The sequence below is a fragment of the Winogradskyella maritima genome, from assembly GCF_042650215.1.
Classification (GTDB): domain Bacteria; phylum Bacteroidota; class Bacteroidia; order Flavobacteriales; family Flavobacteriaceae; genus Winogradskyella; species Winogradskyella maritima.
On record NZ_JBHSAT010000004.1, the window covers coordinates 665635 to 680906 of the forward strand.

The 15272-nt window shown below is 40.3% G+C and carries 8 protein-coding genes; 1 reads left to right on the top strand and 7 read right to left on the bottom strand.

Translation table 11 applies throughout. From position 1 onward, the window contains the following. Positions 1 to 34: 34 nt before the first annotated feature. The 3 genes from ACFOSX_RS03975 to ACFOSX_RS03985 all read right to left on the bottom strand — a co-directional run bounded on the left by ACFOSX_RS03975 (position 35) and on the right by ACFOSX_RS03985 (position 4813). Complete coding sequence (locus ACFOSX_RS03975; protein WP_386097246.1) at positions 35 to 400, bottom strand: hypothetical protein; 366 nt, start codon at positions 398 to 400, stop codon at positions 35 to 37. Between the two features lie 66 nt (positions 401 to 466). After that, positions 467 to 1885 (bottom strand): DUF5689 domain-containing protein, encoded by a 1419-nt coding sequence (locus ACFOSX_RS03980; RefSeq protein ID WP_386097247.1) that lies wholly within the window; start codon positions 1883 to 1885, stop codon positions 467 to 469. Between the two features lie 30 nt (positions 1886 to 1915). Further along, positions 1916 to 4813: a carboxypeptidase regulatory-like domain-containing protein gene (locus tag ACFOSX_RS03985; protein WP_386097248.1), complete on the bottom strand. Its 2898-nt coding sequence runs from the start codon at positions 4811 to 4813 to the stop codon at positions 1916 to 1918. Positions 4814 to 4948: 135 nt separating this feature from the next. Here ACFOSX_RS03985 and ACFOSX_RS03990 point away from each other — a divergent pair, with 135 nt between their 5' ends. After that, on the top strand, positions 4949 to 6004 hold the full coding sequence (locus ACFOSX_RS03990) for an endonuclease/exonuclease/phosphatase family protein (RefSeq protein ID WP_386097249.1): 1056 nt from the start codon (positions 4949 to 4951) through the stop codon (positions 6002 to 6004). Between the two features lie 255 nt (positions 6005 to 6259). On the opposite strand, the gene ACFOSX_RS03995 is transcribed toward ACFOSX_RS03990, so the two are convergent. From ACFOSX_RS03995 to ACFOSX_RS04010, 4 genes are all read right to left on the bottom strand, one after another. Then, positions 6260 to 6688: a hypothetical protein gene (locus tag ACFOSX_RS03995; protein ID WP_386100205.1), complete on the bottom strand. Its 429-nt coding sequence runs from the start codon at positions 6686 to 6688 to the stop codon at positions 6260 to 6262. Positions 6689 to 6736: 48 nt separating this feature from the next. Further along, positions 6737 to 9088: a penicillin-binding protein 1C gene (pbpC, locus tag ACFOSX_RS04000; RefSeq protein ID WP_386097250.1), complete on the bottom strand. Its 2352-nt coding sequence runs from the start codon at positions 9086 to 9088 to the stop codon at positions 6737 to 6739. After that, positions 9089 to 9397 carry an antibiotic biosynthesis monooxygenase family protein gene (locus tag ACFOSX_RS04005; RefSeq protein WP_386097251.1) on the bottom strand — a complete coding sequence of 103 codons (309 nt, stop codon included), beginning with the start codon at positions 9395 to 9397 and terminating at the stop codon, positions 9089 to 9091. Between the two features lie 144 nt (positions 9398 to 9541). After that, positions 9542 to 15100: an MG2 domain-containing protein gene (locus tag ACFOSX_RS04010; protein WP_386097252.1), complete on the bottom strand. Its 5559-nt coding sequence runs from the start codon at positions 15098 to 15100 to the stop codon at positions 9542 to 9544. Positions 15101 to 15272 lie beyond the last annotated feature (172 nt).

Here is a 15272-nt window from a genome sequence, read left to right on the forward strand (position 1 = left end):
TATAGGAGCGCTGTCGGTAACGATGGCGCTTTTTTTATGCCGCTTGAAGAAACAATAAACCAAGACCAAAGGATACTAAGGGAACAACAATAAGTTGCCAAAACGGAATGGGCTTTAGCTTAGACTTAGCATTTAAAACGTTTCGCTTTTTACCTGTAAATTTCATCCAATTCTTAAACCAGATTAGTCCAGCAACCACTAAAATTATGACCCAAACACTGGATTTTGATATAACATCCAAGCGCATCTGATTTGAAAAGGCCGTAAAGAAGGTTAACAGCAACGTAAACATAGAGAGTTCTAAAAGCGTTATATAAATCTGCGTAAACAGGATAGCAGAACGTTTATAGCGTTTCTTAAAACGATTAAAAAATGAAATGTAGTAGTGGTCTGTAAACATGGCAAAAAGGTAAACAAAAAAACCACATCACTAGGATGTGGTTTCTTTATATCTAGGAGAAACTGATTAGTTTCCTGTAATTTCAATATTGTCAACATGGTATCTTGTTGTAGCACTAGGATCAGAGCCTTCGTAGAAGAAAGCAATATTAACCGTACCAGTAATACAATCTAAATTTACTGGGCCAACAGATTGGAAACTTCCAAAACCACTTGTAGGACCAGATGGAATACTTACATCCAATGGTCTCCAAGTTGCTGTTGTTGGGTCACCAGTATAGTCATCAGCAATCAACACACTTAAGATGTTTCCATTATCAAAGTTAGCTTGTACTTCAAATGTTAATTCTTCACCTGTAGTGCTATCCATATCAATAGCTGGAGTTACCAAATACACATCGATCTCATCTTCACCAGCATTAAACCCTGTGATTTGTGCATAAGAACTACCGCTAAAACTACCGATGATCCAGTCTCTGTTACCACCGCTAACATTGATGTTATCCCATCCTTCAGCGTCATATCCGGCAAACCCTTCAAAATTTTCAGAATAGAAAACGGCACCACCACCTGATGCTCCAGTACATTCTACGAAATCAGGATCACAACGCTCAGCGCTATCAAACATAATATCTGTTGGCGAATTCACTACAATGTTAAAGGTATCGCCAAAGAAGTTTTTAGATAGTACAGCATTCATGCTACCGCGACCTGAAGGCAAGGTTAAGCCTTTAAAATCGGCAAATGTACTTGTACTAAAGATAGTAGAAGAGGCAGAAGCACAGCTTTCCAAGATACGCTCACCATCAAACTGATCACTTCCTTCAGAAGCAAAAGACAATGCATTTTCACCTAAAGCTTGATTTCTATTAAACTGAACATCCTGTAACTGAATGTACAAGTTGGTTTTATCGTTTGTAAACTCAGAGATCATTAAGGGCATAGGAACCAATGTTGCCAATTCAGCAGAACGCTTAATGAATTCAGTTTCTACTGCAGCCGGTATTTTTCCGATGCGGTCTCCGTCTTGAGGACCAACAGTTAAAACACCGTTAGAAATTCCTGCAACCAAACCATTTAATTTTACGAATATCTTACGTCCTGGCTCGTAACGTGTAAACAATGGGTTAACATCTACAAGAACACGTACACCTACAGTAGGGTTTTCAGGGCTATCTTGTAAGATCAATTCTTCAAAATAGTTTCCAGCTTCATCAGAAGATACCACATAGCCGCTTAAGTACTGAATAGGGCCATCGAATCCGTAGGATACGCGAGCTTCATCGTCATCAAAATCAATTTCAGAGCCACCTTGCTCTTGAGCTAAAGCACCAGCAACACTACTGATCTCTATCGTTTGACCATCTAAAACTGGCTCAACTACCGCTGTGTCTGGAGTGTCAAAATCATCATCCTGTACACAGGCTGTAAATACTGCAAATCCAATAAGCAGCATTACTAATTTATTTAATTTAAAAGTTTTCATTATATCTGTATTATTTTGTTGTGTCATTTATTAAAATCTTACGTAAAGGTTGAGGTAGTATGTAGTGCCATTACCGTAGAAATAACGATTTCCGAAGATAGGCCCGTTAGGGTTACTTTGTTCGGTAATCTGGCTTCTGTAATCCACACGACGTGATTGCTCAAAACCACCAGTTCTATATTCTTTATTAAATACATTATTAATGGTTGCAAAGAAACCAATAAAGTAATCGTCAACTCTCCAAGACTTGCCACCTATAACGTTGACTAACATGTAATCTTCAAACTGCTCTTGTTTTAATAACTGCCTCGCGACCTCTTCGTCGTAATCATTAAATGGACTACCTTCAACAACTAAATCTCCAGCGTTATTGTTAGCGTTTCCAAAAAAATCATTTTCTAACAATGCTGTATCAGTATTAAAAGCACTTGTTCTTTTCAGAGCACTTGCATCTACATATGCATTAGAGAAGAAGTTGCTTGTTACACCAATGTTCCAATAGTCTGGATCACGGTACTCAAAACCGATTTGATAAGCGCGTTCTGGACCACCCGCAACATGTAAGTTTTTTAGAGCTGTCGTGCCATCTCCATAAGTTAAGGTTTGTATACCTACTGAATTTAAGTTTGCACTTGTATAGTAAATATTTGGATTATTGGAAAAAGTGTATTGCCCTACTGAAGCGGCACCTTTTAATTTAATGGTTGGTGTTACTTGTGCTTCGATACCTAACTCAGCACCGATATGTCTTCGGTCTATGTTAGTTTGTATCTCCTGTACAAAATTACTAGAGTTCTCAGTAAAAAAGAATCCAATATCCGTTCCATCTTGAAAACCTGTATAAAAACCAGTTAATCTTGCTTTTACGATAGGCGATCTGTAGATGTAACTTGCATCTATTGCCTGAATAGTTTCACTTTCTAATCCTCTTACCGTTTGATTACCTTGTCTAGCATTAGCAAAAGAGTTTCTAATGGTTGGAGCTTTGGTGAAATAACTTCCGTTAACATCCAATAAATGACGTCCCGTAATTTTATACGTCGCCCCAGCTTTAACACCAAAGTTGCTGAAATCTAATTTTTTACCTTTCCCAAAAGAACCTTCTGAGCCTTTGCCTAAATAATATCCATTTTCATAGAGTCCGTTTCTTTGGTAATTGGTCTGGGAGACATTGGCACCTAAATAGAAATCTACTTTGCTATACTGAAACTGAGCCTGTGCAAAAGCACCAAGAACGTCAGCATCAATTTCGTAGTTGTATTTGTAACGCTCCCCTTCGGTAGCAATACGATTTGGGTTACGCACATCACTCTGAGCCAAATTCTCAAATTCCTGGCCTTGGGCATCATCAGCAAAATTGTCCACATCTAAATAGCCAGTACCTCCTAAAAGATCGTCCAATCTTGCGTAGTTTTGGCTATTAAGATTTCTGTAGTTAATGCTGGCATTTAATCTTATATTCTCAGTTAGTTCCGCATCTAAAATAGAATTTATAGTCAGTTGTTGATCTTCAATGACGTCAGATTGAAGGGCGTAAACAGAATTACCACCTTGTGCTCTCAATGTAGCATTAGCTTCATACAAACGGTTCCAGTCTAACTGTCCGTCTTGCTGAAACTCTTGCTGTGCCAAGAAGGCTTGCTGGTAATCAAAAGCGGATGGTGTTTGGTCTTGCAAAAAGAAACTTGGGAGATTTTGATAGTACTCTGGCGTGGGGTTCCTTGCACCCCCTATATATCTAGGGACACCTTCGAAAATGACTAAACGAGACCCGTTGTTGTCTATCCTAGAATTGGCAATTTCTCCAAATTGATATGCAACGTTGGTATTCAACTTCACTTTTGAAGAGACATCCCAATAGTGATTCAACATTAAGATAGGCTCGTTGATTTCTCGCATACGGGAGTTTCTAATCTCACCATCTTGCTCACCCCAAAACGGGTTGTATTCTCTTCCTTTTAAATTGAAAACTTCTTCAGTAATCGCCGTAGAACGTCCACGTCTGTTCTGTGCGTAGATTCCTGTGAAGTTAATGCTGTGTTTGTCGTTGATTTTCTTTTCAACTGCCCCAAAGAAGGAATTAGCATCATATAAGGTACCATCAACAAAGCCTTCGTTGCCAAAACGTCTCGATCCTAAAACCGAGTAAGACCAACCACCTTCTAACAATCCTGAGCTATAACTAGCCATAACACGGCCCGTATAACTTCTGTTTGCCGAAGCGTAAGACACACGGCCGCCTTCACGGTATTTAGACGCTCGCATTACAATGTTGTTGGTACCTGCCAAATCACCAAAGTTGTAATCGTTGGCAGACATACCCATTGTAAACTCTTGGTTACGTTGTACATCATTTAAGCCACCCCAGTTACCCCATTGCGGGCGACCTGTAAATTGCTTGTTCATTTCAATACCGTTGATAAGTACTTTACCATTGGCGTTGTCCAAACCACGAGGTCTAAAGAATGTGGCGCTAAAATCAAACGCAGCAGCATTTAAAAAAACGTCTCTAGATGATTGTAATAATCCCGAAATATTATCGGTTAATCCATCATCCTCACTATTAAGGTTATCGTCCGAAATAGAGATGATGTACAAATCATCCTTGTCACTTTGGTTGTAATCTAAGGTCATACCACTAATATCAACAGTCTGCCCATCGTTAACAACGATAGGGTAACGCTTGGTTACATAACCTGTTTTTTCAACCAATAGCACCTGCTCACCTAGCGGTACGTCACTAGTAAAACTAAATTCACCCTTAGCATCGGTTTTTGTACTTTTTGAAGACCCTTCAAATGTGATAGTCACATCCGGAATAGGCTCTCCTGAAGTTCCGTCCAAAACACTACCCTTAACAACAGTCTGCGCAATAGCAACTGAAAGAGAGGCGGTTAAAAACAGAAGGAATAAAAAACTTTTCTTCATGCCCTTTTTTTAAATTAATTTTAAGTTTTCCTTAACCTTTCGGTTTTAAGGCGCACAAAGGTACATTATTTATAAGAAATACATACTTTTGGCATCCAATTTGCTAAATGCATAACGAAATCATAATATACAACGATGAAATTTGTAAAACCAATACTTGTAACACTGGCATTTTTTCTAACATTCATGGCCAATGCACAAGAAAAAAAGTTTAAAATCCATACGGTAGCTTTTTACAATCTCGAAAACCTTTTTGATACCGTAAACGACACCACTAAGTTTGATGAGGCCAGCCCAATTATGGAAATGAACGCCAATCGTGAAGAAGTCTACGCCAAAAAATTGAAAAATATGGCACGTGTTGTTGCTGATATTGGTAGTGATTTAACCAATAATGCACCAGCTATTATCGGTGTGGTTGAAATTGAAAACCGAAAAGTACTTGAAGACTTAGTGAACGACCCATTATTACTCTCAAAAGACTACGGCATTGTACACTATGATTCTCCAGATAGCAGAGGGATTGACGTGGCGTTGCTCTACCAAAAAGCGTTGTTTCAGCCGATAAATTCCAGTTCTCACGAATTGAAAATCTATGATGATGATACTAGAGAGCGAGTGAGAACACGTGATCAGTTATTGGTGACGGGTAAGCTAGAAGGCGATTTGGTACACGTTATTGTTAACCACTGGCCATCGCGTCGTGGAGGTGAAGCCCGAAGTCGACCAAAGCGTGTTGCGGCGGCCAAATTGAATAAGCATATTATTGATTCATTACAATCCAACGACCCGTACTCCAAGATTTTTATCATGGGCGATTTAAATGACGACCCAACAAACGCGAGTGTCAAGGATGTTTTAAAAGCACAAGACAAGCAAAACAAAGTGAAGCTAAAAGGAATTTACAACCCGTTTGAACGTCAATTCAAAAAAGATGGCTTAGGTACCACAGCTTATAGAGACAGTTGGAGTTTGTTCGACCAAATTATGGTCACAAAACCATTGATTGAAAAAGATTATTCCTCATTTAGATTTTATAAGGCCGGTATTTTCAACAAGCCTTACTTAGTCAACAAACGAGGACGTTATGCAGGTTATCCATTTAGGAGTTTTGCTGACGGAGGTTTTACGGACGGTTTTAGTGACCACTTCCCTGTATTTGTTTACGTGATTAAAGAAGTAGAAGAATAAGCGATTTTACAGTTCGAAATAAACAAAGGCTTCAAGATATCTTGAAGCCTTTATTTTGTTATTAAATTAACTAGACCTGTCAGGTTTTTAAAACCTGACAGGTCTGAAATTTAACTATATCTTGTCCTGCAAGGTTTTTAGCACCTTGTAGGTCTTTTTTAAAACTTCTCTAATCCATTTGGCTTTCATTCCTTCAAGGTTTGGAAAAACCTTGAAGGATTTCCAAACGATAAGCTATTTCAAAAGCCCCAATAATTAAAACCACTGACTCCAAGGAATCATATACAACACCAAAGCCAAGGCAATAGAATAGAAAATCGCCAACATCTTAAACTTAGGTTTAGATACCAGCTTTTTCTTGTGTTTAGAATAACCAATGGTAACAAGAGCCGTTGCAATTATCATTGTCGTTGGATGTTCCACCACGAGTTTTCTTAAAGCATCGTTTTTCATAATCTCGCCCATACTATTTTCATCAAAATACCCCTTGGTAAACCATAAAATTAGACCAATTAGCAACTGAATGTGCATGGTAATCAAGGCGAAAAGCGATATTCTAAAGTCTTTGGCGTCAAACTCTCTGTTTCCGAAGAATTTAAACAAGGCATTAAAGGTGGCCAATACCAAAACGATAAGTACCAAATACGCCCATCCCGAATGTATAAATTGAAGTGTGTCCATAATGTATAATTAGTTAGTGAAACAAAAATAGGAAAATAAGAAAGCAACGGCTTATTCGGCAATGGTAATTAATGTTGAAATTTCATTCCCCAAACTATCAACCACAGTTATGTGATGCGGTCCCAAAGACGGTTGTATCGCCATATCATGAATGTCTTTAGTTGTGCCAATATAAGTGTCATCCACATACCAAAAGAGATGTGCTTCCTGTTTGGAGTGTGCTACTTTTAAAACCACATCATTGGTTTTGCCATTGAAATCTTTAGGCAAAAAGAGCTTACTGTTCCGTGTAGGATAAACGAACTCCATAGCTGGTGCTTCTAAATCGATACAGTTAGATTTTAAAGGCGGTAAATCTTTATAAAATGGATGCTTAGGTGCATAATAATGCGCTTGTAACGGCGGTAAAAGAAACAACGATTTTTGTTTGATGTTTGAAATATCATCACAAGAGCTATTAACCCGAAACTGTTCCGAAGCATCCACATGCACTAACTGATGATATGGACAGGCCTTGGTTTTTAAACCCGCTTTCTGAATCCATCCATTTTGAACGTCATCACAGACCGATGAGGCTCTATGTCCACTTTTGGCGCATAAAGCGACTTTTTGCATTTCGTCATAAGGTTGAGAAAACCAAGGGCTATTCGGCAATACATCAAAAATGTTGAATAAAATCGGTGCCGAAGTTTCTACACCTACCAAGCCTGGTCGGCCTTCGCCATCCGCATTGCCAACCCAAACACCAACGACATAATCTTTGGTAGTACCAATGGCCCAAGCGTCTCTAAACCCAAAACTGGTTCCGGTTTTCCAGGCAATTGGCTTGCTCTCATCATAGAATTCCCAGTTAGCTTCGGAATTTGGGCGGTTGACTTGTTTCATACTTTCATAGGTTAGAAAAATTGAACCTGCATCAAATACTGGCTTTTCATTTTGAAGGGTTCCAAAGTCAATTTGATGCTCTGCCAATAGATTCGGTTCCACAAATTCGTTGGCGTAGTATTGGCTCGAGATTTCAGAAAAATGATTCAGCGTCGACGACATACCAGCATAGGCTTTGCACAAATCCCAAAGGTTACTTTCTGCACCACCCAAAATCAGGGATAGGCCATAATGTTCCACATTTTTATTGATGTTTTTCAAGTGCAAGGGCTTCAAATAACTATTGAAATGCTCCAAGCCAAAGGATTGCAACAACCGAACCGCAGGGACATTCAACGAGCGCGACAAGGCCAAACTTGCAGGCACAGCCCCATCATGAGTCTGATTGTAATTTTCGGGTTGGTAGCTTCCGTATTGTGTCGGGACGTCGGCTACAAGGGTGTTGGGTAATAACTCGCCAGCGTCCAACATCGCCGAATATAAAAACGGTTTTAAAATACTGCCAGTACTTCGAGGTTTGTTGATAATATCTACAGCTTTCTGATGGGCTTTGTCGGTTGGTGCGTTGCCGACATAGCTGAGGACATTTCGGGTTTTGACATCCAAAACCAAAACGGCGATATTGTGAATTTCATTCTGACGTAAATGCTTATGGTGCTCTGCAACAATGGCATTAACCTGAGTTTGTAAGTGGCTTTCGATTGTGGTTTTAATGCGTTCGCCTTTGTGTTTTCGACCCATGCGCTCCACCAAATGTGGTGCCAATTGAGGTAGTGGGTAAGGTTTTTGTGGCAAGTCTTCAGCAATGGATAACTTATAGGTAAGGTCATCAATAATCCCTTTGTCGCGAAGTTTCAACAACAAACGATTCCGCTTTTTGAGCAGTCGTTCTTGGTTTTTCCCTGGATAAATCAAACTCGGAGCATTTGGTAAAACGGCAAGGGTTGCGCTTTCAGACCATGACAAATCATGCGCATCCCTATTAAAATAGCGCCAAGCTCCTGCGTCCAATCCAACTACATTTCCGCCAAATGGTGCGTGACTTGCATAAAGTTCCAAAATCTCGTCCTTGCTATGTCGAAATTCCAAGCGCGTTGCTAGAATCAGTTCCTTAAATTTTTCAAAATAGGTACGCTTAGTCCCTTTTCGGGATAAGCGAATCACCTGTTGCGTGATAGTACTTCCTCCACGTTTGACCTTGCCCGAGGATACATTTTGCTTTAAGGCTTTGGCAATTGAAATAGGATTAAACCCAGGATGTTTGTAAAAGTATTCGTCTTCAAACTGAAGAACACAAATCTTGAATTTCTCCGGCAAACTATCACTTTGTGGAAATCGCCATTGGCCGTCATCCGCAATCTTTGCGCCCAAGAGCCTTTGGTCTTGGCTGGTCACCACGGTCGCCGTTGGGTCGGAAAATAAGTGTTTTGGCAAGCAGAAATAATAGGCTACAAGTAGGCTAAAGACGATTATCGTCTTGATTTTGTTTTGCTTTATGTATTTAATGATTCTCACCAATTACTTTTCAAACTCATATTCCCGTTCTACCTTACAAATTCTCACATTGTACCAATTATACCAATGCTCCCGCCCTTTTTGTTGCGCCAAGAGATGTTCTGAGTTAGCTTTCCAAGCTTTTATGGCGTCTAAAGTTTTCCAATAACTTACGGTAATCCCAACATCATTTCTTGCTGAGTCTATCCCTAAAAAACCTTCTTGTTTTTTAGCGAGTGTTTCCATGTGTTGTGCCATTTCAGCATAGCCTTCAATGGTTTCAGTTTGGGTTGAAGTGAAAATAACGGCGTAATAAGGTTTATGATTGTTCATGTTGATTTCCTAAAAATATAATTTTGTTGATGTGTCACTCCCGATGTTTCGGGATAGCGCAGTCGAAATGCATTAGAAAGAAAATTCCAGATTTCTCGACTCCGCTCGAAATGACTGAATAGACTGTTTTAAAAATGACAATCATTATTTTTCAACCGTTATCCATTGCCCTTTCGTTCTAACTAAAAAGTCATTATCATACATTGCTTCGGCTTGTATGCCTGGTAAATAATACCTACCCAAATACGACGCATTCAATAAAACGGTAAAGGTTTTACTACTTTGATTGTTGCTCTTCGCCTTTAAATCGAAATAGAAATTAACGCGGTCATCCCTGATATCGGTATGTCTCGCACTGCTCACTACCGTATCACCAAAATCATTAAATCGGGTATTGACAATCGTCCATCCCGAAGGGAAAATCTGTGACAACGCCACATTATCGACATCGTCATTTTTCAGATTGCTCACCGTAACACTTGCTACAAAATCCTGACCTTGTTTTAAATTTGAAATAGAAATCGGTTTCCCACTAAGGTCTTTAAATGCGGTATTCACCAAAAGGCCTCTCTGTACCGAGGTTTCTTGTCCTAAAGGCAATTTCCCCGAATATAACACACGGGCATACACCTGATTTTCACCCTTATTGGTAATCTTAATTTGGTTCTGACCACGACCTATAGACAATTCACGTTGCGCCATAGCATTTTTTGAATTGATAGTAAACGTTTCACCATCTAATTCGTAGGTGACATCAATCGCTTTACCACCGTTTGACTTTAGTAATTTCGCCATGGCCAATAAGGAATAAGCCGTAGTTTGTGTGCTCATCCACGTATCGCTAGACAGAGATTTACCCAGTGACACCGCTAATTCTCTTGCTTTTGGATTGTTGGTTAAGACCATCGTCTCCAAGGCCATCGCACGGTTTCGGTCTCTAGAGCCATAGTTGTAGTAGCCATATCTATTGGGATTGAAATCGAGATTCGCTGTTTTCGAAATCGCGTCACTAGCTTCTTTCTGTCCTGCTAATGCGTAAGCCAAGGCCAATCGCCATTTAGCATTGTTGGAAAGTTGGTCAAAATTCCGAAGTCTGTTCATAGAAGCTAGGTCGGCCTCCCCTACCAAAGCCAACGTATATAAGCGGTACGCCTGCGCCAAATCGTTGTTATATGAATTGTACCGTGGACGCCACTGACGAGCTTTCAATTTTTGATAACGTAACCAATTTGTCTTAAAACTTAGTGGCAACACATAGCCTTTTTGCTCGGCTTCTAGCATAAAATGCCCAGCATAAGTTGTTCCCCAATCATCCGCTGACGATTCGCCAATCCAATAACTTAAGCCACCATCGGGCCGTTGAAAATTCCCTAATCGACGGATGGCCGATTTTATGTTTTTCTGAATTTCAGCCTTACGTTGACCTGTTAAATCGAAGATATCCGATAAGAACAACTGTGGAAACGCACCCGAAGTCGTTTGCTCTACACAACCATGCGGATAGCGAATGAGATAGGCCAATCGTTTGGAGAAATCCATAGGTGGTAAGGTTGAAAATTCTATCTGAGCCGTGTTTGTCCCCATTTCCCCAAACGTGTTAAAACTTAGTGTTGATTCCGATTTAGCTTGAAGCGATTTGTCAATCAGTTTAGAAGTAATTGGATTGGGATTTTCAACATCGATTTCAACTTTATAAGAACTGCGTTCGCCGTTTCCAGAAGCTACAACTTCAATGGTTTGAATGCCTTTCGCCTGACTTACATCCAACTCAAAATAGGCCATTTGCTCGTCTGGCTTTTTAAAGGAAAGACGTTGGTTCTTATCACCAAGTACTTTGATGCCCTCGCTTGACTTTAAATCGATATCAACAGTTTTCACTTTGTTTTCCATCGCAAAAACGGTCACGGGAAGCGTCAATTTTTCTCCCGGACTTAAGGTTCTCGGTACCGTAGCCAAAACCATTAACGGTTGTTTTACGGGGACTGCTTTTTCCGCATTGCCATAGGCTTCCACCGAGTTGTTTCCAGCAATGACCATAGCTCGAACTGAGCCAATATAATTTGGCATTTTTAAGTTGTGGGTTTGAGTTTGTCCTGCCTTCAATACAAAAGGGCCGAGATAGGTCACCACAGGTTTAAAGCGGTTGGCTTTTTTGTTTTTACCTGCCGTTGCACTGCCGTCACCACCAATAGCAAAGACTTGGTCAATGCTACCCGAATAGGCGCCAATAACATCGTCAAAAACATCCCAGGTTTTAACACCTAGAGCTTCCTTGGCGTAAAAGCTGTCCCAAGGATTTGGAGTTTTGAATCGGGTTAAATCCAGCAGACCTTCTTCCACAACTGCTAAAGTGTAGGTCATCGGTTGACCATTCGCTTCTGAGACTTTTATGCTATAATCTTCCTTGGGTTTGATGCTCTTGGGCATCGAAATTTCAGGCTGAAGGATGGATTTAGGATTTTCAACCCCCATTGGAATCACTCCATACAAGCGTATCGGCAAATCATTGGCCGTAACGGCATGTGGTTGTAATAATGAAATATTCACAAAGACATTAGGCGCCATGGCTTCGGTCACGGGAATTTCAATGGTTGATTCGCCTTTTTCAGTTTTCACCCATTGATGAGACAGGACTTCAGAACCGTTTTCAATACTAATTAGTGCGCGTCCCGCTTCGCCTGAAGGAAACGTAATTTTTGCTGTGTCTCCGACATTGTAATTGTCCTTGTCTGAAGAAAAGACCAGCATCTTGGCCGATTCCTTGTCACCGTTGGTGGCACTTCCCCACCAGTTTTTATAAAAATAGGCGGTGCGTCCTGTGGAATGGCCACTTTCAGGGTTTGTGACTCGGATGAGGTAGCGTCCGCGTTCCTCTTCAGGAATGTTCAATTTAAAAGTTGCTCTACCTTGCGCATTGGTGTTGACATTAAACGCTTGCATTGGGCGATGGTAATCGCTAGACACGTAACTCGCTAAATCGTCGTAGGAAGAATTCCACCACCAGCGCCATTCAATTTTGTAGACTTTCACTTCCACAATATTTTGCGAAACGGGTTGGCCTTTAGGTGTTGTGGTGACGATGTCAAATGTGTGATTTTCGTCCGTAAAGTAAGCACCGTATTTACTCTCTTCGGGCGATTTTAACCCAACAAAAGTTTCATAAGGTGCAAAAGGCATTGTAAAGGCATCCATGGAAAAGTCGCCTCCCGTTTCAAAAGCACGGACTAAAAATTGGGCGCTCAGCATTCCAGGGGCATTACCGTTAATACTTAAGTCTTTTTCTATTTTTACGTTGCCTTCAGCATCTACCTTCCCGTCGAACAAAACACTTTCTTCGGAAGCGAAATTCTTGGTGGGGTCTGTGAACGTGTACGATTCGTAATTTTTAATAGACGCATTGGAAGCCGTGAATTTGGTCTTGATTTCTGCACGGACGTTTTTGGCAGGGGCAGCATGAAGCCAAGCGACATTCAAGGTGGCGTCCAACGGTTTTTTTATGGAAAGTAAATCATCTTCAACATCGATTTTCAATTTTAAACGGTTTGGTTTAATGGTTTCAATCTTTAGGGTTTTTGTGAATTTGGCGCCACCGACGGAAATGGTCGCGTTATAATTTCCTGTTTTGTAATTGGATGATGTGGGCACGTTAAAATCATAAAAGTGATTGACATTGTCAATACTCACTTTACGGTGAACCAATTTTCCGACGGGGTCTGTAATTTCTAGTTTAACCGGATGTCTTGAAGGAAGTTGGTTGGCATTATCGTTCAACACAAAAGTTAAGAACAAGCTGTCGCTTGGTCGCCAAACGCCTCGTTCGCCATAGATATAGCCTTTAAGACCGCGTTGTAGTTTTTGACCTGAAACATTGAATTTACTCAAGGATAGGGCATTGCCATCCATAAGTTTTACATAAGTCACATTTTTGCCTTGGGACACAATTGCAAAAGACGCACGTTGTTCAGTACCGATTTTAGCAATCCCTGTAGAATTGGTTGAGGTGCTTTTTAATTTTTGCTGTTGGTAATTATAAAGGCTAATGTTTACGCCCGATTTTGGTTGCGTTGTTAAAATATCGGTGACGGCGAAGAAATAATCACGCTCCGCACCTTGCTTGGCGATAACCCCTAAATTGGAAGCGATGAGGTTTTGCGCTACTGGATTTTTAGCCTTAAAATAAGAACTAGAACAAGGATTATTACGCTCGCGATAATCGTAATTGCGGTTTCGGTAACTGTAGTTGATATTGTCCCAATAGGCTTCTTCGCGCAGTTCTTCATCAATATCATCCTGTAGTGCCGTATAATAATTAAAATCCTCTTCGACGAAGTCGTCATCACTGTTATCGTCGGAATTGCCATTACATGCAAAAAGCGAATATTCTTGTTTAAAACTAAGTTCTACACGATAAATTGAACCCGCTTCAGCCTGCATATACTGTGACAAATCAATACTGTAGGCACGCCAATCGCCATTATTTTCCGAAGGACTTTCCATCAATGTAATGGTCTGTTTGGCAACGCGTCGCCCCACATTTTTTATAGCGTACTCATAATTGCTATCCAAATTGTTGGATTGCAGAAATTGAAGCACATTATCTTCAAATATTTTGATGATGCGTACATCGACTTTCTGAAGATTAACCGCTTCAAAATTGAAGGTCAGGTTTTTAGAATTAGGTAGAATGGTTCCGCTACTGATTAAACGGACTTCAGGTTTTAAGGCTTCAAACGAAATGGTTTCGGAATAGGGATTTTTCAAATTATAATTATCGGTACTCGTGATGCCATTAAAGATTTCTACCAAAACATCACCAACGATTTTTTCGGTGGGATAGACCTTCAAAATATTGCCATCTACAACGTATTTGAGATTTTTGACATTCTGAATGTTCACCAAACCATCAAAATTCTGTTGCTTTTTTAAAGGGTCTGAAAAGTTGATAGACAGGTGCTGTTCTGGAGCTTGATTGACCTCTACCTGAACAATACTAAAATTGTCTTTCCCAGGAATGCTAATATCATTTTCGCCTTTATTTTCAGCCTTAATGGCTTTGCCGTTCCAAGAGACGAGAAGTTTGCTTTCGCCTTCAAACCGCTGAATGCTATCGATTTTAAATTCGAAATATTTAGCGCTTTCCGACTTGGTATTCCAGACAATGTTGAGGTCTTTATCGTTCTGCTCTGCTTCAACAAGTTGTTTGGCGTCTGAGAGGGAAATCACATCCGCTGAACGGAGGACGCCATTCATATACTGCCAAGATTTGGAGTAGGATTGCAAGGCGTTGGTGGAGATATTAAAACTTGGCGTTATGGTCTTAAATTGAAAGGTGTAGTCTTTGTACTCTTTCGGTATGTTGGAGTAAATATCTTCAAGCTTAATGGTAATGCTGTACTCGGTGTCTGGTTGTAACGGCTCGTCTGGAATGAATTCCAAAATGTTAGAACTCTTTACTACAAGTCGCCCATCGGCTTTCGGTTTAATCTCAATGAGCTTTGTGTCGATTTCGGTTTCGGGTTTCCAACCTTCTACAGTTTCTGAAAAGGAAATCCTAATCGGGCTTGCAACAGAAACCACGCCAGACGTAGTGTAACTGATGTAGTCCCTAAAATTATAAATGTTGTCGGTTTCAATAGTTTTCTTTTTACAGCTGAAGGCAAAGGCCACAGCGAGGATAAGGCACACGCAGTTTTTGAAAGTCATAACGAGATTGATTTAATGAGTACAATTGAGCGAAAAAGAGGGGCAAGATATCGCTTGTCTATTTGGTACGCTCCCGAATGTAAGAATAGACGTGCCATCAGTGTTAAATTGCTCTTAAATTGATTTTTGACTCGATTTAAAGGTAGCCAAAATGCCGTTCGTTTTCAAAAGC

What these genes read in the sequence shown, in the direction of transcription:
- ACFOSX_RS04010 (WP_386097252.1), bottom strand. Translation starts at nt 15,100, where the DNA reads ATGACTTTCAAAAACTGCGTGTGCCTTATCCTCGCTGTGGCCTTTGCC.
- ACFOSX_RS03975 (WP_386097246.1), bottom strand. Translation starts at nt 400, where the DNA reads ATGTTTACAGACCACTACTACATTTCATTTTTTAATCGTTTTAAGAAA.
- ACFOSX_RS03985 (WP_386097248.1), bottom strand. Translation starts at nt 4,813, where the DNA reads ATGAAGAAAAGTTTTTTATTCCTTCTGTTTTTAACCGCCTCTCTTTCA.
- ACFOSX_RS03990 (WP_386097249.1), top strand. Translation starts at nt 4,949, where the DNA reads ATGAAATTTGTAAAACCAATACTTGTAACACTGGCATTTTTTCTAACA.
- ACFOSX_RS03980 (WP_386097247.1), bottom strand. Translation starts at nt 1,885, where the DNA reads ATGAAAACTTTTAAATTAAATAAATTAGTAATGCTGCTTATTGGATTT.
- ACFOSX_RS04005 (WP_386097251.1), bottom strand. Translation starts at nt 9,397, where the DNA reads ATGAACAATCATAAACCTTATTACGCCGTTATTTTCACTTCAACCCAA.